Origin of the sequence: Methylobacterium sp. Leaf102 (assembly GCF_001422425.1) — a bacterium.
GTDB lineage: Bacteria > Pseudomonadota > Alphaproteobacteria > Rhizobiales > Beijerinckiaceae > Methylobacterium.
Window position 1 is genome coordinate 40,099 of the sequence record NZ_LMMX01000041.1, and the last position, 20,044, is coordinate 60,142.

General features: G+C 68.6%; 16 protein-coding genes. 14 read left to right on the forward strand and 2 right to left on the reverse strand.

Annotated elements, in window-relative coordinates; translation table 11 throughout:
- Positions 1-32 precede the first annotated feature (32 nt).
- The 12 genes from ASF27_RS20865 (at position 33) to ASF27_RS20920 (ending at position 14,917) form a co-directional block, all read left to right on the forward strand.
- A complete protein-coding gene (locus ASF27_RS20865; RefSeq protein WP_156467601.1) occupies positions 33-296 on the forward strand; it encodes a hypothetical protein in 264 nt (87 codons plus the stop codon).
- Positions 293-922, forward strand: a complete 630-nt coding sequence (locus tag ASF27_RS20870) for a TetR/AcrR family transcriptional regulator (RefSeq protein WP_056174319.1) — start codon at positions 293-295, stop codon at positions 920-922. The genes ASF27_RS20865 and ASF27_RS20870 overlap by 4 nt, the downstream gene beginning before the upstream one ends.
- Positions 922-2,148, forward strand: coding sequence for an efflux RND transporter periplasmic adaptor subunit (locus ASF27_RS20875; protein ID WP_056363228.1), 1,227 nt, complete (start codon positions 922-924; stop codon positions 2,146-2,148). Before ASF27_RS20870 ends, ASF27_RS20875 begins: the two co-directional genes overlap by 1 nt.
- 81 nt (positions 2,149-2,229) lie before the next feature.
- A complete protein-coding gene (locus ASF27_RS20880) occupies positions 2,230-5,319 on the forward strand; it encodes an efflux RND transporter permease subunit (protein WP_056363232.1) in 3,090 nt (1,029 codons plus the stop codon).
- A 364-nt stretch (positions 5,320-5,683) separates the two neighbouring features.
- Positions 5,684-7,234, forward strand: coding sequence for an ABC transporter substrate-binding protein (locus ASF27_RS20885; protein WP_244473862.1), 1,551 nt, complete (start codon positions 5,684-5,686; stop codon positions 7,232-7,234).
- 184 nt (positions 7,235-7,418) lie between these two features.
- On the forward strand, positions 7,419-8,372 hold the full coding sequence (locus tag ASF27_RS20890) for an ABC transporter permease (protein ID WP_056304837.1): 954 nt from the start codon (positions 7,419-7,421) through the stop codon (positions 8,370-8,372).
- Positions 8,372-9,292, forward strand: coding sequence for an ABC transporter permease (locus ASF27_RS20895; protein WP_056174309.1), 921 nt, complete (start codon positions 8,372-8,374; stop codon positions 9,290-9,292). The genes ASF27_RS20890 and ASF27_RS20895 overlap by 1 nt, the downstream gene beginning before the upstream one ends.
- Positions 9,289-10,344: an ABC transporter ATP-binding protein gene (locus ASF27_RS20900; protein WP_056363236.1), complete on the forward strand. Its 1,056-nt coding sequence runs from the start codon at positions 9,289-9,291 to the stop codon at positions 10,342-10,344. Before ASF27_RS20895 ends, ASF27_RS20900 begins: the two co-directional genes overlap by 4 nt.
- A 175-nt stretch (positions 10,345-10,519) precedes the next feature.
- Positions 10,520-11,548, forward strand: a complete 1,029-nt coding sequence (locus tag ASF27_RS20905; protein WP_056363239.1) for an ABC transporter ATP-binding protein — start codon at positions 10,520-10,522, stop codon at positions 11,546-11,548.
- Positions 11,549-11,641: 93 nt separating this feature from the next.
- Positions 11,642-12,898 (forward strand): Zn-dependent hydrolase, encoded by a 1,257-nt coding sequence (locus ASF27_RS20910; RefSeq protein WP_056363243.1) that lies wholly within the window; start codon positions 11,642-11,644, stop codon positions 12,896-12,898.
- A gap of 384 nt (positions 12,899-13,282) precedes the next feature.
- Positions 13,283-13,543 (forward strand): hypothetical protein, encoded by a 261-nt coding sequence (locus tag ASF27_RS20915; RefSeq protein WP_082479407.1) that lies wholly within the window; start codon positions 13,283-13,285, stop codon positions 13,541-13,543.
- A 639-nt stretch (positions 13,544-14,182) separates the two neighbouring features.
- Entirely contained in the window at positions 14,183-14,917 is a 735-nt protein-coding gene (locus ASF27_RS20920; protein ID WP_082479408.1) for a Crp/Fnr family transcriptional regulator, read from the forward strand.
- Positions 14,918-15,413: 496 nt separating this feature from the next.
- Here the strand turns inward: ASF27_RS20920 and ASF27_RS20925 are convergent, their stop codons facing one another.
- Positions 15,414-15,938: a hypothetical protein gene (locus ASF27_RS20925; RefSeq protein WP_056363248.1), complete on the reverse strand. Its 525-nt coding sequence runs from the start codon at positions 15,936-15,938 to the stop codon at positions 15,414-15,416.
- Positions 15,939-16,065: 127 nt separating this feature from the next.
- The gene (locus tag ASF27_RS20930; RefSeq protein ID WP_056363252.1) at positions 16,066-17,100 is read right to left on the reverse strand and encodes a cysteine synthase A; all 1,035 of its coding nucleotides are present in this window, start codon (positions 17,098-17,100) and stop codon (positions 16,066-16,068) included.
- 373 nt (positions 17,101-17,473) lie between these two features.
- Here ASF27_RS20930 and ASF27_RS20935 point away from each other — a divergent pair, with 373 nt between their 5' ends.
- On the forward strand, positions 17,474-18,820 hold the full coding sequence (locus ASF27_RS20935; RefSeq protein WP_056304852.1) for an L-serine ammonia-lyase: 1,347 nt from the start codon (positions 17,474-17,476) through the stop codon (positions 18,818-18,820).
- A 142-nt stretch (positions 18,821-18,962) separates the two neighbouring features.
- On the forward strand, positions 18,963-20,036 hold the full coding sequence (locus ASF27_RS20940; RefSeq protein ID WP_056174951.1) for a DUF808 domain-containing protein: 1,074 nt from the start codon (positions 18,963-18,965) through the stop codon (positions 20,034-20,036).
- Positions 20,037-20,044: the final 8 nt, after the last annotated feature.

Genomic DNA, 20,044 nt, shown 5'->3' on the forward strand with positions numbered 1-20,044 from the left:
CATTATACAGATGGGACAAGTAGGAGTTGGTGATGGTCCTTCCCCATCGTGGCCGCTGGCCGGAATTCGACGCCTTGGAGACCGAGGCCCCGTCCGCCGGGCGCCCCGTGGCGCTCCTCCGCGCGGTCTTCACCCCGGCGAACCTCGTGGTGATGGGCACCCTGGCCTTTGGCTGGCTCGCCCTCATCGGCTGGACCGGCGCCGGGCCGGACAGCTGGCAGGCCCGTGTCTGCGCCGACCTCGACCTTCAGCCCCGCGCCTGCGCCATGGTTCAGTCCTCCGGGACGGCCTCGTGAGCGCGGCCCTCGGCACCGTCATCGACGCGAGGAGCGGTCAGGCGGCGCGGCGCGAGCACATCCTCGACGCGGCGGAAGCCTGCTTCGTGCGCAATGGCTTCCACCGCACCACCATGCAGGACTTGGCCCGCGAGGCGGCCATGAGCCCAGGCAACTTCTACCGCTACTTCGAATCCAAGGAGGCGTTGATCCTCGGGTGGGCCGAGCGCGAGCGCGAGCGCGGCGTCGTCCTGGTCGAGAACCTGGAGCGGGCGGGCGACCGGCGCGCGGCCTTCCTGGGCGTCATCACGCAGTATTTCCAGCGGATCACGCGCGAAGCGGCGGTGCTGCGCCTCGACATCTGGTCGGAAGCAACGCGCAACCCGGCCATCGCCGCCATGACGAAGAGCGCCGACGCCGAGGCCCGCGACTGGTTCATCGAAACCCTTGCGGCGCTGGCCACCGACCCGGCCTTCGATCCGCACGCGGTCTACGCAATCCTCGATCCCCTGATGAAGGGGCTCGTCGTCAGCCGGGCCCTGATCCCGGGCTTCGATACGGCCGCTGCGGCGGCGCATCTCCGGGCCACCATCGAGGCCGGTCTTGCCGGCCGCCTCCCTGCCCCATCCCCCTCGGAGCCGACCTGATGATCCCGTTGCGCGCACGGACCCTCGGCGCCGTCCTCCTGTCGTTGTCCGCTGCCGGCCCGGCATCCGCCGACGTGGCCCCCGTGAAGGCCCCGCCCCTCCCCGCCGTCAGTGTGGTCGAGGCCCAGCGTCGCGAGATCGTCGAGACCGTGACGGTCACCGGAACTCTGGTCCCGCGCGACGAAATCCTGGTGACGCCGGAGATCGACGGCACCCGCATCACCGAAGTGCTCGCGGAGGAAGGCATGCGGGTCGAGCGCGGCCAGGTCCTGGCACGCCTGTCCCGCGACCTCATCGACCGGCAACTCGCCCAGCAGAAGGCGCTCATCGACAAGGCGGCGGCCTCCGTGCCCCAGGCCCAGAGCACCATCGAGCAGGCCGAGGCCGCCGAGACGGAGGCCCGCCTGTCCCACGACCGCGCTCGCCAATTGCTCCAGACGGGCAACGGCACCGCCGTGATCCTGGAAGGCCGCACCTCCGTGCTGCGCCAGGCGGAGGGCAAGCTCGCGTTCGCCCGCAACGGCCTCATCATCGCCAAGGCCGAACTCGCCCAGGCGCAGGCCGTGCGCGACGAGCTCGAGCTGCGCCTTGCCCGAACGGAAATCCGTGCCCCGGAGGCCGGCATCGTCAGCCGTCGTACGGCCCGCGTCGGCATGGCGGCCTCCGGGACGGCCGAGCCCCTGTTCCGCCTCATCGCCCGCGGCGAGATCGAGCTCGAGGGCGAGGTCATCGAGACCAGGCTGCCGCAGATCCGGGAGGGCAAGCCCGCCTGGATCGTACTCGGCGACGGCGAGCGGGTGGAGGGCAGCGTGCGCGCCATCTACCCGGAGGTCGACAAGGCGAGCCGGCTCGGCAAGGTTCGGGTGCGCCTCGACGCCGACTCGCGCCTGCGCATCGGCACCTTCGCGCGCGGCGGCGTCGAACTCGCCCGCACCCGCGACGTCACCGTGCCCCAGGCCTCCATCCTTTACGGCGCCGATCGGCGCAGTACCGTGCTGGTCGTGACGGGCGACCGGGTCGAGTCCCGCGTGGTCCGCACCGGCCTGTCCGACGACGACAGCATCGAGGTCCGCCAGGGCCTCGCAGAGGGCGAGCAGGTGGTCGCCCGCGCCGGCTCCTTCCTGCGAGACGGCGACCGCGTGCGCCCCATCGCGGTCGCCGGCCCGGCCGCCCTCGTGGCGGCGACGCCTTCGCCGCTGGCCACCGCCGAGGCCGGCGTTCCGTAGGGTCGCAATACCTCGATCCGGCCTGCGACCACGAACCTGCCTGAACGCATGCCGTATTCTCTCGCAGAAGCACCCTGACCGATGCGCCTGAACATCTCGGCTTACGCGATCCGCAAGCCCATCGGCCCCCTTGTCCTGTTCCTCGTGCTCATCGTCCTCGGCCTCGTCAGCTTCCGAGGCCTCGCCGTCACGCGCATGCCCAACGTCGACGTGCCGATCGTCTCCGTGGCGATCACGCAGGCCGGCGCGGCGCCCTCCGAGCTGCAGACCCAGGTGACGAAGTGGGTCGAGGATTCCATCGCGGGCGTGCGCGGGGTCAAACACATCACCTCCTCGATCACCGAGGGCTCATCCGTCACCACCGTCGAGTTCCGCCTCGAGGTGAACACCGACCGGGCCGTCAACGACGTCAAGGACGCGATCTCCAAGATCCGCATCAACCTGCCGCGCACCATCGACGAGCCGGTGATCAGCCGCGTCGAGATCGCCGGTCTGCCGATCCTGGTCTACGGCGTCACCGCCCCCGCCATGCTGCCGGCCGACCTGTCCTGGCTGGTGGAGGACAAGATCGCCCGCACCCTCCAGGGGGTGAAGGGGGTCGGCGGCGTCGAGCGCGTCGGTGGCGTCGCCCGCGAGATGCGCGTGGTGCTCCAGCCCGACCGGCTCTTGGCGTTGGGCATCACGGCGGCGGACGTGAATCGGCAGCTGCGCATCACCTCCGCCGACATGGCGGGCGGGCGCGGCGAGGTCGGCGGACGTGAGCAATCGATCCGGACGCTTGCCGCCTCCCGCACCCTGCGAGACCTCAAGGCGACCTCCATCGTGTTGCCGGGCGGCCGCAAGGTGCGCCTCGACGACCTCGCCACCGTGGAGGATTCCATCGAGGAGCCGCGTACCTTCGCGCGCTTCAACCGCAATCCCGTGGTGGCGTTCACGGTCTCGCGCGGTTCGGGCGCCAGCGACGCCGAGGTGGCGGCGGCGGTGGAGAAAAAGATTGCCGAATTCGCCACCACCTACCCCGACCTCGTGTTCGAGCAGATCGATTCCTCGGTCTCGGCCACCATCGGCTCCTACGATTCGGCCATGCACACCCTCATCGAGGGCGCGGTGCTCGCCGTCATCGTGGTGTTCCTGTTCCTGCGCGACTGGCGCGCGACGCTCATCGCGGCCGTTGCCCTGCCGCTCTCGGTGTTCCCGACCTTCTGGGCCATGGACGCCATGGGGTTCACCCTCAACGGCATCTCCCTGCTGGCCATCACCCTGGTCACCGGCATCCTCGTCGACGATGCCATCGTGGAGATCGAGAACATCGTCCGGCACATGCGGCTCGGTAAATCGCCCTACCGCGCCGCCATCGACGGCGCCGACGAGATCGGCCTCGCGGTCATCGCCATCACGGCGACCCTCATCGCGGTGTTCGCGCCGGTCTCGTTCATGGGCGGCATCGCCGGACGCTACTTCATCCAGTTCGGCCTCACCATCGCGGTGTCGGTGTTCATGTCGCTTTTGGTGGCACGCCTGATCACGCCGATGTTGGCTGCCTATCTTTTGCGCGATCATGGCCATGCGGAGGAAGCGGAGGGCCCGGTGATGCGGGCCTACGGCCGCCTCGTCGGCTGGTCCGTGCGCCACCGCTTCATCACCCTGATCGTCGGTCTGGCCCTGTTCGCCGGCTCCCTCGCCTCCACGGGCCTGCTGCCCTCCGGGTTCGTGCCGAAGCAGGACATGGCCCGCACCCTGCTCATGGTCGAACTCGCCCCCGGCGCGCGCCTCGCCGACACCATCGCGGCCTCCGACCGGGTGGCGGCGCGCATCCGCGCCCTGCCGGAGGTGGTCTCGGTCTTCGTCGACGGCGGGCGGCAGGTCGGCGGTAAGAAGGAGACGCGCCTCGCGACCTTCATCGTCAACCTGACGCCGAAGAACCAGCGCACGAAGAAGCAGGGCGCCGTGGAGGCCGAGATCTCGGCCCTCATCGCCGAGGAGCCGGACATCCGCTCGTGGGTGCTTCGCGATTCGGGCCAGCGCGATCTCGCCCTCGTGGTCGGCGGCCCCGACACGGCGGTGGTCTCGGAGGTCGCCGCCCGGCTGCAGCGCGACATGGCGGCGATCCCCCACCTCGTCTCGGTGATGTCGACGGCGCCCCTCAACCGCACAGAGGTCCGCATCCGCCCGAAGGAGGGCTCTGCCGCCGATCTCGGCGTCTCCACCGATGCCATAGCGGAGACCGTGCGGGTGGGAACCATCGGGGACATCGGCCTGAACCTCGCGAAGTTCAACGCCGCCGACCGGCAGGTGCCGATCCGGGTGCAACTGCCCGAGAGCGCGCGCGGCACCGTCGCGCGCCTGGAGACCCTCAAGGTTCCGGCCAAGAACAACGCCGCCGTGCCCCTGGCGGCCGTCGCCGACATCGAACTCGGCCAGGGGCCGGGCGCCATCGACCGCTACGACCGCGTGGTCCGCGTCGCCGTGGAGGCCAACATGGAGGGGTCGGATGCGCTGGGCTCCCTCATCGCCCAGGCTCTCGATACCCCGACGGCGAAGAACCTCCCGCCCGGCGTGACCATCCGCCAGACGGGCGACGCCGAGATCATGGGCGAGGTGTTCTCGGGGTTTCTCATGGCCATGGGCGCCGGAATCATGATGGTCTACGCCGTCCTCGTGCTGCTGTTCGGCTCGTTCCTGCAGCCCCTCACCATCCTGTTCTCCCTGCCGCTCTCCATCGGGGGCGCCATCCTGGGCCTGCTCCTGCTCAACATGCCCATCTCCATGCCGGTGGTCATCGGCATCCTGATGCTCATGGGTCTGGTGACGAAGAACGCCATCATGCTCGTGGACTTCGCCGTCGAGGAGATGGCCCGGGGCGTCGACCGGGTCACCGCCATCGTCGATGCCGGCCGCAAGCGCGCCCGCCCAATCATCATGACGACCCTCGCCATGGCGGCCGGCATGGTGCCCTCCGCCATGGCCCTCGGCGTCGGCGGCGAGTTCCGCGCGCCCATGGCGGTAGCGGTGATCTCGGGGCTGATCGTCTCGACCCTGCTGTCCCTGGTGTTCGTGCCGGCGGTGTTCCTGCTCATGGACAGCCTCGGCAACGTCCTCGGCCGCCTCCTTGGCCGTATCGTCGGGGCCCGCGACGAGGCCCCGGACAGCTCCGTCTCCCACGGGGTGTGAGGAGACGGACGACGCGTCTCGAACGAACAACGCGCCTTCGCGGGGTTCCTCGCCCCGCTCGCCTTCGGCATGAACCCTCGCACGAGTGGCGCGGGTTCCTCCCGCTGTCAGGAGCGGGAGCGCGGCGGTTCACCACGCCGGTGGTTGCGATTCTCGGAAAGAGACCGTTCGGATAGGTCAGCGGCGACCGGGGGGATTCCTTTCTCCAGTCCGGTCGGGCTGGCCGACAGTTTGCATACAGTTTCTCGTCCGGGCTCGGCCCACCGAAGGAACCTGTGTGCGCATGATCGATTCAACGACGCGTCGGACCACGCCCGCCCACGCCAAAGGACGCCTTCTCGCGATCACCCTGCTGTCGGGTCTGATGATGCCGGCGGCCCTCGCGCAGGGCGTCCTCAAGATCGGGATGACCGCCTCCGACATTCCGCTGACCACCGGTCAGGCCGACAATGGCGGCGAGGGTATGCGGTTCACCGGCTATACGGTCTATGACGGCCTCATCAACTGGGACCTGTCCTCGGCGACGAAGCCCTCGGTGCTGGCGCCGGGCCTCGCCACGAGCTGGACCGTGGACCCGGTCGACAAGACCAAGTGGACGTTCAAGCTGCGGGAGGGCGTGACCTTCCACGACGGCTCGCCCTTCACCGCCGAATCGGTGGTGTGGAACCTCGACAAGCTCCTCAAGACAGACGCGCCGCACTTCGATCCGCGCCAATCCGCGCAGGGGCGCTCCCGCATCCCGGCGGTGGCAGGCTACCGCGCCGTCGATCCGACCACCCTCGAGGTGATCACCAAGAATCCCGATGCCACCCTGCCCTACCAGATCGCCTGGATCATGATCTCCTCGCCGGCCCAGTGGGAGAAGCTGGGCAAGAGCTGGGATGCCTTCGCCAAGGCCCCATCTGGAACCGGTCCGTGGAAAATGACGTTGTTCGCGCCGCGCGAGCGCGCCGAGATGGTGCCGAACAAGGCGTACTGGGACACGGCGCGGGTACCCAAGCTCGACAAGCTCGTGCTGGTGCCCCTGCCGGAAGCCAACGCCCGCGTGGCCGCGCTCCGCTCGGGCCAGGTCGATTGGATCGAGGCGCCGCCGCCCGACGCCGTGGCGTCGCTGAAAGGCGCCGGCTTTTCCATCGTCACCAACGCCTATCCGCACAACTGGACCTGGCATCTGTCGCGCGTCGAGGGCTCGCCGTGGAACGACATCCGCGTGCGCAAGGCCGCCAACCTCGCCGTCGACCGCGAAGGCATGAAGGAGATGCTCAACGGCCTGATGATCCCGGCGCAGGGCTTCATGCCGCCGGGCTCGGCCTGGTTCGGCAAGCCGACCTTCAAACCGGGCTATGATCCGGAAGCCGCCAAGAAGCTCCTGGCGGAGGCCGGCTACGGGCCGAAGAAGCCCATCGTCACGAAGATCCTCATCGCGCCGTCCGGATCGGGCCAGATGCAGCCCCTGCCGATGAACGAACTCATCCAGCAGAATCTCGCCGACATCGGCATCAAGGTCGAGTTCGAGGTGGTGGAGTGGAACACCCTCATCAACCTGTGGCGCGGCGGCGCGAAGGCGGACATGTCCCGCAACGCCACGGGTATGAATTTTTCGTACTTCATCCAGGACCCCTTCACGGGGTTCATCCGCCATCTCCAATGTAATCTTGCTGCGCCCAACGGCACCAACTGGGGCCATTACTGCGACCCCGAGATGGACAAGCTGTTCGACGCGGTGCGCACCACCTTCGATCCGGCAGAGCAGACCAAGGTTCTGGAGAAGGTCCACGAGAAGTACGTCGACGAGGCCCTGTTCCTGATGGTGGCGCACGACACCAATCCCCGGGCCATGAGTCCGAAGGTGAAGGGCTTCGTCCAGGCGCAGAACTGGTTCCAGGATTTCTCGCCGATCTCCATGGGCAAGTGACCGGAGGCGCATCCATGTCGCCCCCACCCGATCACCTCATCCTGAGGCGCCGGAGCGAAGCGGAGGCCTCGAAGGAGGCCTCCAGCCTCTGTCGAGGCCGTTGGAACCATCCTTCGAGGCCCGCTTCGCGGTCACCTCAGGATGAGGGCTGCGGGCGGGACGGCCCACTCATTGAGGTGTCCCCATGCTGAGATTCATCCTCCAGCGCCTCCTCACCGTCACGCCCGTGGCGCTGGGCGTCAGCGTGGTGTGCTTCCTCCTCGTCCACCTCGCCCCCGGCGATCCGTTGAGCGCCGTGCTTCCGGTGGACGCCACGCAGGAGACCATCGACGCCATGCGGGCGGCCTACGGCTACGACAAGCCGCTGCCCGTCCAGTACGTGATCTGGCTCTGGCACGTGCTCCAGGGAGATCTCGGCATCTCCATCGCCACCGGGCGGCCCGTGGCACAGGAGGTCGGTCGCGCCGTGGTCAACAGCCTGATCCTCGCCTCCGTTGCGACGCTCATCGGCTTCACCTTCGGCATGGTCTTCGGTTTCGTCGCCGGATACTTCCGCAACTCGATCCTCGACCGCCTCGCCTCCGCCGTATCGGTATTCGGGGTCAGCGTGCCGCATTACTGGCTCGGCATGGTGCTGGTGATCGTGTTCTCGGCCCAGCTCGGCTGGCTGCCGCCCACCGGCGCCGGGCCGGACGGCTCGGGCAACTGGCGGCCCGATTTCGAGCATCTGCGCTACATCATCCTGCCGGCCCTCACCATGTCGGTGATCCCCATGGGGGTCATCGCCCGCACGGTCCGGGCCCTGGTGGGCGACATCCTGGCCCAGGATTTCGTCGGGGCGCTGCGGGCCAAAGGCATGAGCGAGTTCGGCGTGTTCCGGCACGTCGTCAAGAACGCGGCCCCCACGGCGCTGGCCATCATGGGCCTGCAGCTCGGCTACCTGCTCGGCGGTTCGATCCTCATCGAGACGGTGTTCGCCTGGCCGGGCACGGGCTTCCTCCTCAACGCCGCGATCTTCCAGCGCGACCTGCCCCTGCTGCAGGGCTCGATCCTCGTCCTGGCGATGTTCTTCGTCGCCCTCAACCTCATCGTCGACGTCGTGCAGACGGCGCTCGACCCGCGCATCGAGAGGGGCTGATGGCACACACGATCGCACCGGCCATCGACATCGCAGGCGGGGCTTCTCCCGCCTCGTCCACCCCCGACGCCTTCGTGGCCTCGCGGGGTTTCTGGGGGCAGGTCGGCCACAAGCTCGTCCGCGATCCCGTGGCGATGGTGGCGGCCTGCATCATCCTCGCCATCGTGGCCGTGGCGATCCTGTCGCCGTGGATCACCCCCATGGATCCGTATCGCGGCTCGATGCTGCGCCGGCTCAAGCCCATCGGCGACGCCACCTACATCCTCGGTTCGGACGAGCTCGGCCGCGACATGCTGAGCCGCCTGATGATGGGCGGGCGCCTGTCGCTGTTCATCGGCGTCACCCCGGTCATCTTGGCCTTCGTCATCGGCTCGGGGATCGGGATCCTCGCCGGCTACGTCGGCGGCTGGGTCAATACCGTGTTGATGCGGACCGTCGACGTGTTCTTCGCGTTCCCGTCCGTGCTCCTCGCCATCGCGCTCTCGGGCGCGCTGGGGGCCGGTGTGTTCAACTCCATCGTCTCGCTGACCTGCGTGTTCGTGCCCCAGATCGCCCGCGTGGCCGAGAGCGTGACCACGCAGATCCGCTCGCGCGACTACGTCGACGCCGCCCGGCTGTCGGGTGCCTCGACGTTCACGATCCTCCGGGTGCAGGTGCTCGGCAACGTGCTGGGGCCGATCTTCGTCTACGCCACCAGCCTCATCAGCGTGTCGATGATCCTCGCCTCCGGCCTGTCGTTCCTCGGCCTCGGGGTGAAGCCGCCGGAGCCCGAATGGGGCCTGATGCTGAACACCCTGCGCACGGCGATCTACGTGAACCCCCTGGTCGCGGCCCTTCCCGGCCTCGCCATCTTCATCGTGTCGATCTCGTTCAACCTGTTCTCGGACGGGCTCCGGTCCGCCATGGAGGTGAAGTCTTGAGCATCCTCACCGGCACCGTTCCGCACGACCGCGACCGGGGCGGCCCGGCCCAGCCCCTGCTCTCCATCGACGGGCTGGTGAAACACTTTCCCGTCAAGAAGGGGATCGGCGGCAAGAAGGCCGTGGTGCGTGCCGTCGACGGCGTCGATTTCAACATCCTGAAAGGGGAGACCCTCGGGATCGTCGGCGAATCCGGCTGCGGCAAGTCCACGACGGCGCGGCTCATCATGGGGCTGATGCCGCACGATGCCGGCGAGTTGCTGTTCGACGGCGAGCGCATCGGCGGGCGCGCCCTCCCCTGGCGGGAGTTCCGCGCCCAGACCCAGATGGTGTTCCAGGACAGCTACGCCTCCCTCAACCCGCGCATGACCATCGAGGGCTCCGTGGCGTTCGGGCCGCGGGTGCACGGCGTGCCGAAACGCCAGGCCATCGAGCGGGCGCGCTCGCTCCTCGCCCGCGTCGGCCTGGAGCCCTCGCGCTTCGCCGCGCGCTATCCGCACGAACTTTCCGGAGGGCAGCGCCAGCGCGTGAACATCGCCCGCGCGCTGGCCCTGGAGCCGCGCATCGTGGTCCTCGACGAGGCGGTCTCGGCCCTCGACAAGTCCGTGGAGGCGCAGGTGCTGAACCTGCTCATGGATCTCAAGCAGGAATTCGCCCTCACCTACCTGTTCATCTCCCACGACCTCAACGTCGTGCGCTTCATCTGCGACCGGGTGGCGGTGATGTATCTCGGTCAGGTGGTGGAGATCGGCCCCGCCGACACCGTTCTGGCCGACCCGGCCCATCCCTACACGGCGGCCCTCCTGTCCTCGATGCCCTCCATGGACCCGGACGCGCGCACCGAGGTGGCACCGCTGGCTGGCGACCCGCCCAACCCCATCGATCCGCCGCCGGGCTGCCGCTTCCACCCGCGCTGCACCCTGGTGGAGGAGGTGTGCCGGACGCGACCACCGTCCCTCGCCCCCGTCGATCCCCAGCACCGCGTTGCCTGCCTCGCCCGCCAGCCGGGCTCCGGCCACTCCGCCGCCCCCACCCTGTCGGTGGCCGCATGAGCCGGCCTCCTCATCACCGAAGGCTGACCGGATCGAGCGCGGCTCCCCTCTCCTGCAAGGAGAGGGACAGGGTGAGGTGTGTGACCTCTTCGGAGATGGATCACACCGCATCCCAATCCTCTCCTTCCAGGAGAGGGAGCCGGTTGCACCCCACGATAGCCCGGAGGGCTCGCCCATGAGCAGCGGACTCGCAAAGGAGCCCGCCGTCGCCATCAGGGGCCTCCGCGTGGTGTTCGGCGGCGTGGTCGAGGCCGTGGACGGGGTCGATCTCACCCTGGAGCGCGGCCGGGCCGTGGCGCTGATCGGCGAATCGGGCTCCGGCAAGAGCGTGACCCTGCGTGCCATCATGCGGCTCAACCCCGAACGCAAGACGCGGATCGAAGGGGAGATCCTGGTCTCCGGCCAGGATGTCATGAGGCTGTCCCCGAAAGCGCTCCGCGCCCTGCGGGGACGCGAAGTTGCGATGATCTTCCAGGAGCCGCTCCTCGCCCTCGATCCGGTCTACACGGTGGGGAAGCAGATCACCGAGGCGATCCGCCAGCACGAGACCATCGGTGCCGAGGCCGCACGCCGGCGGGCCCTCGAGCTGTTCGAACGCGTCCGCATTCCGTCCCCGGAACGGCGCCTCGACGCCTATCCGCACGAGATGTCGGGCGGCATGCGCCAGCGCGCTATGATCGCCCTCGCGCTCGCCTGCCGGCCGCAGGTGCTGCTCGCCGACGAGCCGACCACGGCGCTGGACGCCACGGTGCAGATCCAGATCCTGCTGCTCCTGCGCGAGCTGCAGGCCGAACTCGGCCTCTCGACGCTCTTCGTCACCCACGACCTCGGCGCCGCCGTGGAGGTCGCCGACCGCATCGCCGTGATGTATGCCGGCCGGATCGTCGAGGAGGGCTCCGCCCGCGACGTGGTGCTCCACCCCCACCACCCCTACACCATCGGCCTCCTGCGCAGCCGCGCCGACGGGGCGCTCGCCAAGGGCTCGCGTCTGAAGACGATCCCGGGCTCGCCCCCGGACCTCGCCAACCGCCCGCCTGGCTGCCCCTTCGCCCCGCGCTGCTTCCTCGCGGAGGAAAGATGCCACGTCGACGCCCCCCCGGACGTCGCCGTCGCGCCGGGACACCGGGCGGCGTGCTGGCGTACGGACACGGCGCAGGCCGCGTTCCAGGGCGACCGGGCACGGGTCCTCGAAGCGGCTCACTAGACCGGCCGGTCCTTGGCCTTCGGACGGGGGCCACGGGTGCGCGCGTCTCCCTTCGTGGGGGAGCCCTCATCGATCAGCGAACAAGGAGCCCGCATGAGCACGGCACGGCACAACCTGCGCGTGGACGGCGCGCGCCTCTGGTCCACCCTCATGGAGACGGCGGCGTTCGGCGGAACCCCGGCGGGCGGCATCAACCGCCTCACCCTGTCGCTGGAGGACGGGCAGGTCCGCGACTGGTTCCGCAACGCCTGCGAGGCCGCCGGGCTGACCGTCGGCACCGACGAACTCGGCACCCAGTTCGCCCTCAGGCCGGGCCGGGATATGAGCCGGCGGCCCATCGCCACGGGCTCGCACCTCGACACCCAGCCGACGGGCGGGCGCTTCGACGGCATCCTCGGCACCCTGGCGGGGCTGGAGATGGTCCGCACCCTCAACGATGCGGGTATCGAGACGGAGGCGCCGATCCTGCTCGTCAACTGGACCAACGAGGAGGGCTCCCGCTACGCCCCCGCCACCATGGCGTCGGCCGCCCATGTGGGCACCTTCACGGTGGCCGACATCCTCGCCCGGGCGGATGCGGATGGGATCAGCGTGGCGGAGGCCCTGGCCCGCCTCGGCATCGTCGCCACGGAACCTACGGGGTCACGGGCCATCGGCGCTTTCGTCGAGCTTCACATCGAACAGGGGCCGATCCTGGAGGCGGAGCAGAAGACCATCGGGGTGGTGGAGGGCGGCCAGGGCATCATCTGGTTCGACGGCACGGTGACGGGATTCGAGAGCCATGCGGGCACCACGCCGATGCCACGCCGACGCGACGCGCTCACCGGCCTCGCCGAAGTGGCCTTGGCCGTCGAGCGCATCGCCCACGCGCACGGCCCGAGCGCTGTCGCGACCATGGGCGAAGCGGTGATCGGCGCGCCGTCCCGCAACGTGATCCCCGGCCGGGTCCGCTTCACCCTCGATGTGCGTGATCCCCATGCCGCGACCCTCGACGCCATCGACACGGATCTGCGCGCGGCGCTCGCCGAGATCGCCGCACGCCGCAACCTCGCCATCACCCTCGACGCCGTGTGGCGCCAGGAGCCGGTGCCGTTCGATCCCCGCCTCGTCGCCCTCGTGGAGCGGGGCGCCGAGAGCCTCGGCCTGCCCCACCGCCGCATGGTCTCGGGCGCCTCGCACGACGCCTGCAACCTCGCCCTCCGGGTGCCCACCGCGATGATCTTCGTGCCGTGCAGGGATGGCATCAGTCACAACGAGTCCGAGTCGGCGACGCAGGCCGACTGTACCGCCGGGGCCGACCTCCTGCTCCAGACGGTTCTGACCCTCGCGAGGTCACCGGCGGCGCCTTGACGCCTCGGAGGACCGACGAACCGGCGGCGCGCTTTCCCTCCGCCGCCCCCTGCCGCGTGCCGAAGCTCCAAGGTGCCGACCGACAAGCGCCCGCTTCCAACCCCGGCAGTTCGTGCCGTCGCTCCCCCGGGCCGCTCCGGCGGAATTGCGTTAGGGGGCGATCGCGCTGACAGCGATTACTGTCGCGGATCACTGGGGTCGGTAGCGATCCGACTACGGTCGTGGCATCGTAGCCGCGACAGCATTGCCTGCCTTCCTCGGGCTAGATCCGGAAATGCAATCGGTCCGTGTGTGGTGTCACACGGAAACGCGCATATGCTCTTGAACCGGCCGGCGCCGTACCCGTTGGAAGGGAGCAGCTCCACCTCGCCAAGGACCACGCCCGTGACACCGAAACTCCTCGTCGGCGCCCTCATCCTCTCCTTCGGAACCGTCAGCGCCGCCGTGTCACAATCTCCGGCCGAAACTGGTACTGGCGGGGATGTCACGACCACATCGCGCGCCGCCAACACCACCTCGGTCGGCCAGACCAAGCCTCCCGGCGCCGCAGCGGGCGGAGAAGTCGACCGGAATGCCGATCGGCTCACGAATCAGCAGAAGAAAGACAACGAGATCACCAAGGGCATCTGCATCGGCTGCAATTGACCGCACGCAGGAGTTTACGGGCTTCAGAGAGGCTAACCAGTATCCGGAAGTCCAGTCACTGGCGAAGTAAGCCTGTGGAGGAGGCATCGATGAAGCCGGGCCATGTGGCCGGCGGGGTTTCCATCGAATCGGTGTCGCCTCATTGGATTGGAGCGTCGCCTCTGCGGGTGCTCATCCCTGCCCTGCACCCGCATCGTCGGTTTAACGAAAGCTGTGCGGCTTCGATGGTGCGGATCGCATTCCATGCGACGGAGCGGCGCCGGTGGCCTCGCGGCTCGGACCGCTCCGATCGACTGAATTCGCCCGCGATAGCATCTTTCCGCGTGACTGGCTGAACGCCCGCGTCCAATCGCCGAACGACATTTGTACGGTTCGGATCACTCACACACGCAGCGCGGCAAGTAGCGTCAAGATTTCGCGCAGGAAGTTCAGCAAGCGCGTAAAACGTGGACAATTTCCATTGCAAGGCTGCGGGACCGAGCCCTTCAATAAGAAATAATTACTATGAAATTCCTCCTACTTTCTAACTTGAATTAGTTTTCTGAATGGTATCTAAGTAAGGATACCGAATCTGGCTCAAACGATCAAACCCAGTACCCGACAGGCAAATGAAACAGTCCTTTCGATACAGGCCCCGCCATGCCCCCGCATCTCGATCAAACCGGTTTACAGAATAGACTTCTGGCCAATCTGCGGCCGGATCTATTTGAGGCGCTCGCTCCACATCTCACGTCCGTATCGCTGGACCAGCATCATGTCGTCGAAACGTCCCTCGAGACGATCTCGCATGTGTGTTTTCCTGGCCCGGGTATCATTTCTATTGTCGCTCGAACGCCAGGCGATATCGGAATGGAAACGGGTTTGGTTGGCCCGGAGGGTATGACGGGCCTTCCGCTTCTCTACGGGGTCGAGCAGGCGCCGTACGATGCTTTCGTGCAGATCCCATGCCGGGTTCTACGTATCCCGGCCTCAGACTTTCAGGAGGCTTTGGCCGCGAACCGCATCCTGCATCTGCATCTGCTGCGCTACGCCTATGCCTTTTCGATCCAAGTGGCGCAGACGGCTCTGTGCAACGGGCGCTTTCCCATCGAACAGCGCCTGGCCCGTTGGTTGCTCATGAGCCACGACCGCCTCGGTCGCGAGGACATCACACTGACGCACGAGTTCCTGTCCCTGATCCTCGGCGTGCGGCGCGCCGGCGTGACGATGGCTCTGCACGGCCTCGTAGCCCGGGGCGCCGTCGCGATCCATCGCGGCATGATCGTGATCCGCGATCGCGCCCTACTGCTCGGCACGGCAGCGGGTGCGTACGGGCTACCCGAATCCGTGTACGCCGACGTCATGCCGGGCGTGTCGGAGGCGCGCGCCGCTTGAGGGTTCGCGCCGGAGCCTCGACACAACACGACTTGTGCAACAATTCGAACCCGTGGGTTCCGCTTTCGGCGAAGAACTCGACAGCCGCTTCCCACGCGGCGAACATGGGAAAGGCCGATCCCAACATCAGGCCGGCGACCACACCGAGGGCACGGGCCAAGTCTCGGGAGGTCGGAGCGGCGAGCCCGACCAGTCGTGGCCGCGCATGCGTCCCCCTTTTTCGCCGTCACCGGTTGGGAATGGTGGTGTCGTGGTCAACACTCGGCGCTCCGGGGCAAGGGATGCGCCGGTTCGCAGGTGTGTTCCATCCTCCGTATTCGTGTGGCCGCCTCGGGCGAGGTTGTGACGGCGTGAATGCAAACCTGTCGGCGGACGTTTCGAGGTCGGGCGTCCGAGGTCGGCGCGTCACGATCGGATTGATCGCGCTGGCCCATTGATGTCCGCCACGCTTAGAATGCCTGACAGAACGACATCGCTGTGGCCCCGTCGGCGGCTCCTACCGGTTTGGCAATCCCCGCTGCTGCCGCTCGCGGCGGATGCTGTCGGCCTGGGCGATGATCTGCTCTCGAAGGCCTTCGAGACCGTTTCGCGTCTTTTCGTGCCCAGCGCCAGCCAGCGACGGATCGGGGTAGCGCCGATCCCATTCCAAAACCATCGAGATCGTACTTGCCAGCTTCGTGACGTCGCCGAAGGCATACTCGTTCACCGGCCGCCCAATCGTCTCGATAAGCGCGGCGAAAAGAGCCGGGTGCCCCGTCGGATCAAGATCGCGATGCGCTGCCAGGTAGCTACGATAGCGCAACTGTCCAGCATAGAACCAGAATGCCGCCTCGTATCCGCGACCCAACTTGAGAAGGGTCTGCGCCTTCGCCATCACGTCGCCCGGAGGAAGCCTTGCCGCGGCCTCGGCGCCGTCGGGCAGGCTGATCCCCTGTGCCGTCGCTGGGAAGGCCGGCAAGGAGGTCCATAGCGCAACGATCGACAACGCGCCGGCCCGGAGCCACGATCTGCGATCCACCATGCTACACCTCTTTCTTTCTACCGACGGTCCGGCATCACGGCTCGCCTTCGGTAGCTCCCCTCAGCTCCGGCTTAGAGCAGACGGTTCTGTTCGGCGCTCTTGAAGGGACGACGCGCTCGAAGAATTCCTACGCCCGCCAATTCGGCAGCGCTTCGGGCGTCCCTTCGAGCCAGCCCGGGATCGGCAGGCCGCGCTCTCTCAGGAAGCCTGGGTTGAACAGCTTCGAGGCGTACCGGGCGGCACCGTCGCACAGGATCGTCACGATGGTGTGGCCCGGACCGAGTTCCCGCGCCAGCCGGATCGCTCCCGCGACGTTGATCCCCGATGAGCCCCCGAGACTGAGGCCCTCCTCGCGCATGAGGCCGAAGACGTGGTCGAGGGCCTCGCGGTCTGGGATGCGGAATGAATGGTCCGGCCGAAAATTTTCGAGGTTGCGGGTCACCCGGCCCTGGCCGATGCCCTCTGTGATGGAGGAGCCCTCGGCCTTCAGGGTGCCGTCGGTGTAGTAGGCGTGCAGCGCCGAGCCCTCCGGGTCCGCGAGCGCGATGCGGATGCTGGGCTTCAGGGCGCGCAGGGCCTGCGCCGTGCCGGCCAGGGTCCCGCCGGTGCCGGCCGCGCAGACGAATCCGTCGACGGCGCCGTCCGTGGCGGCGAAGATTTCCGGGCCGGTGGTCTCTACATGGGCCTGCCGGTTGGCGACGTTGTCGAACTGGTCGGCGAAGAACGCGCCTGCCGGCTCGGTGGCACTGAGCGCCTCGGCGAGGCGGCGCGCGGCGTGGACGTAGTTGTTCGGGTTCGAGAACGGCACCGCCGGCACCTCGACGAGACGGGCGCCCGCGAGCCGCAGGGTTTCCTTCTTCTCGGCCGATTGCGTCTCGGGAATCACGATCACCGTGCGGTAGCCGCGCACGGATGCGACGAGGGCGAGGCCGATGCCGGTGTTGCCGGCGGTGCCCTCCACGATGGTGCCGCCGGGGCGGATGAGCCCGCGCGCCTCCGCGTCCCGCACGATGGAGAGGGCGGCGCGGTCCTTCACCGACAGGCCTGGATTCAGGAACTCGGCCTTGCCGAGGATCGTGCACCCGGTCTCCTCGGAAGCGCGCGCCAGCCGGATCAGCGGCGTGCCGCCGATGGCCGAGAGGATGTCTTGATGCCGCGTCATGGGGCGTGCCGTTCCGTAGGAGATCCGTCGCGCGTCGACTCGCCGCCATCCGCCCTCGCCCACGACAGCCGGCCGGCGCGACGCGCGCATGGGAAGGAATCGAGGATTCCCGCCCCGATCTCAAGCGCCGGGGCGGTCTTTCCCGGGCGGCATTTCATCTTTGGAGGAATGACCGTCCCGGCGCCGCGGCGGGAGGCGGCCGTTCTCCGATCCCGGCCGCCCGGGGAAGATACGTTCCGTGCCCACGATCCGCGCCGGGCGTGCGAGCGGCCCGTTTCCTGCTCCCCGCCTCGCCGTCTCGCTTTGTGAGGGTCCGCGAAACGGCGTAGGACGCGCGCATCGGCCCCCGTCACCCACCCGGATTCCCACGCCGATGATCAGTGCCTTCGACCTTTTCAAGATCGGCATCGGCCCGTCGAGCTCGCACACGGTCGGCCCCATGGTGGCGGCCCTGCGGTTCCGCGAGCGCGTCCGGGGCATGACGAACGTCGCGCGCATCCGGGCCGAACTGTTCGGGTCCCTGGCCTGGACCGGGCGCGGCCATGGCACCGACGTGGCCGTGGCCCTCGGCCTCCTCGGGCATGCGCCGGACCGGATCGATCCCGACGCCGTTGCGGGTCTCGTGGCGGATCTGGCCCGGGACAAGCGCCTGTGGCTCGGCGGCCCGGCCTTCGATCCCGCCCACGACCTCGTGTTCAATTTCACCGAAGTGCTTCCGCTCCACACCAACGGGATGCGGTTCACGGCCCTCGATGCGGCGGACGATTCCCGCCTCGCCCAGGTGTTCTATTCTGTGGGCGGCGGCTTCGTGGTGTCCGAAGCCGGGCCCGAGCCGGGACCGGAGGCGGCCTTTCCCCTGCCCTACGCCAGTGCGGCGGAACTCCTGGCGGTCTGTTCCCGCACCGGCCTGTCCATCGCCGCCGTGCAGCGGGCCAACGAGGGCGCGACCCGCTCGCCCGAAGCCGTGGATCAGGGCCTGGATGCCATCGCGGAGGCCATGTTCGCCTGCATCGAGCGCGGCCTGCGCCAGGGCGGTGAACTGCCCGGCGGCCTCAAGGTCCGGCGCCGGGCGCGACGCCTGCACGAGGACCTGACGGCCGGGCGCCTGCGCAACCTGCGCCCGGCCCATGAGATCGTCGACTGGATCAGCCTGTTCGCCCTCGCGGTGAACGAGGAGAACGCCTCGGGCGGTCGCGTGGTCACGGCACCCACCAACGGGGCGGCCGGCATCGTGCCGGCCGTCCTTCGCTACGCCCGCGATTTCTGCCCCGACTGGTCGGAGGCACGGGGGCGCGACTATCTGCTGACGGCCGCGGCTGTCGGCGGGCTGATCAAGACCCGTGCGTCGATCTCCGGCGCGGAGGTCGGGTGCCAAGGCGAGGTCGGCTCCGCCGCCGCCATGGCGGCCGCCGGGTTCGCAGCTTTCCTCGGCGGGTCGCCGGAGCAGGTCGAGAACGCCGCCGAGATCGCCATGGAACACCATCTCGGCATGACCTGCGATCCCATCGGCGGTCTGGTCCAGATCCCCTGCATCGAGCGCAACGCCTTCGGGGCCAACAAGGCCGTGGTGGCCGCCTCCCTGGCCCTACGGGGCGACGGTATCCACCGCGTCTCCCTCGACGAGGTCATCGAGACCATGCGCCAGACCGGTGCCGACATGCAGGACAAGTACAAGGAGACGTCCCTGGGGGGCCTCGCGGTGAACGTCTCGGCCTGCTGAGGTCGGGCCACCCGCCGGTTGCGGAAGGATACAGTGCTTTGTCGGTTGCGATCGGCACGCTTCGGCTTGCGGATGCGACGATCCGTGTCATGCCTCTGTCCGGGGCGCGACGCGGATGGCGCCGGACCGGGGATGGACGATTGTGAGCTTCGGACTTCTGGCATTACTCGACGACGTTGCGGCCCTGGCCCGGGTGGCGGCGGCCTCCCTCGACGACGTGGTCGCCCAGGCCGGCAAGGCCGGCACCAAGGCGCTCGGCATCGTCATCGACGATGCCGCCGTGACGCCGCGCTACGTCGTGGGCTTCGCTGCCGCGCGCGAGTTGCCCATCGTCTGGCGCATCGCCGTGGGGTCACTCAAGAACAAGCTCCTGTTCCTGCTGCCGGGCGCCCTGCTGCTCAGCTACCTCGTGCCGTGGGTGATCACGCCCCTGCTCATGCTGGGTGGACTCTACCTCTGCTACGAGGGCGCCGAGAAGATCCTCCATGCCTTCGTGCCGGCCTCCGATCATGCCCCCGCGGCGGCGGTCGCCACCGGCCCGCAGGATGCTCAGGCGCAGGAAGACCAGCGAGTGCGCGGCGCGATCCAGACCGACTTCATCCTCTCGGCCGAGGTGATGGCCCTCACGCTGGCCTCCCTCACCACGGAATCGACGGTGACCCAGGCGGCGATCCTCGCCGTGGTGGGCATCGGCGTGACCCTCCTCGTCTACGGCGCCGTCGCCCTCATCGTGAAGGCGGACGATGCGGGCGTGGCGCTGGCCGCCAACGACCGCCCGGCCTCGACGCTGCTGGGCCTGCGCGACGCGGGACCGGGGGCCGCCTCCGGCCCGGACCGCGCCCTGCGACCGGTGACACGCGGGTTCGGACGCGCCCTCGTGGTCGGGATGCCGTACTTCCTCAGCGGCCTTGCCATCCTCGGTACCGCCGCGATGCTGTGGGTCGGCGGCGGCATCCTGCTACACGGCCTGGAGCATTTCGGCGTCACCGCCCCCGCCCACCTCGTCCACGATGCGGCGAAGTGGATGGCCACAGCGGTTCCGAGCGTTGCCGCCGCCGCAGAATGGCTCACCACCGCAACCCTGTCGGGCCTGATCGGTCTCGTTGCCGGGGGCCTGACGATTCCCGTGGCGCAGTTCGTCCTGGCACCCCTCGTCCGGTGGGTCCGCGCTCTGTTCGGGTCGGGCAAGACGGAGCCGGCGTCGGCTGGGCATTGAGGCGAGGC

Excerpts from the sequence above, each read along its gene's own strand:
- ASF27_RS20865 (WP_156467601.1), top strand. The coding sequence starts at position 33 with ATGGTCCTTCCCCATCGTGGCCGCTGGCCGGAATTCGACGCCTTGGAG.
- ASF27_RS20875 (WP_056363228.1), top strand. The coding sequence starts at position 922 with ATGATCCCGTTGCGCGCACGGACCCTCGGCGCCGTCCTCCTGTCGTTG.
- ASF27_RS20880 (WP_056363232.1), top strand. The coding sequence starts at position 2,230 with ATGCGCCTGAACATCTCGGCTTACGCGATCCGCAAGCCCATCGGCCCC.
- ASF27_RS20885 (WP_244473862.1), top strand. The coding sequence starts at position 5,684 with ATGATGCCGGCGGCCCTCGCGCAGGGCGTCCTCAAGATCGGGATGACC.
- ASF27_RS20890 (WP_056304837.1), top strand. The coding sequence starts at position 7,419 with ATGCTGAGATTCATCCTCCAGCGCCTCCTCACCGTCACGCCCGTGGCG.
- ASF27_RS20895 (WP_056174309.1), top strand. The coding sequence starts at position 8,372 with ATGGCACACACGATCGCACCGGCCATCGACATCGCAGGCGGGGCTTCT.
- ASF27_RS20905 (WP_056363239.1), top strand. The coding sequence starts at position 10,520 with ATGAGCAGCGGACTCGCAAAGGAGCCCGCCGTCGCCATCAGGGGCCTC.
- ASF27_RS20910 (WP_056363243.1), top strand. The coding sequence starts at position 11,642 with ATGAGCACGGCACGGCACAACCTGCGCGTGGACGGCGCGCGCCTCTGG.
- ASF27_RS20920 (WP_082479408.1), top strand. The coding sequence starts at position 14,183 with ATGCCCCCGCATCTCGATCAAACCGGTTTACAGAATAGACTTCTGGCC.
- ASF27_RS20925 (WP_056363248.1), bottom strand. The coding sequence starts at position 15,938 with ATGGTGGATCGCAGATCGTGGCTCCGGGCCGGCGCGTTGTCGATCGTT.
- ASF27_RS20930 (WP_056363252.1), bottom strand. The coding sequence starts at position 17,100 with ATGACGCGGCATCAAGACATCCTCTCGGCCATCGGCGGCACGCCGCTG.
- ASF27_RS20935 (WP_056304852.1), top strand. The coding sequence starts at position 17,474 with ATGATCAGTGCCTTCGACCTTTTCAAGATCGGCATCGGCCCGTCGAGC.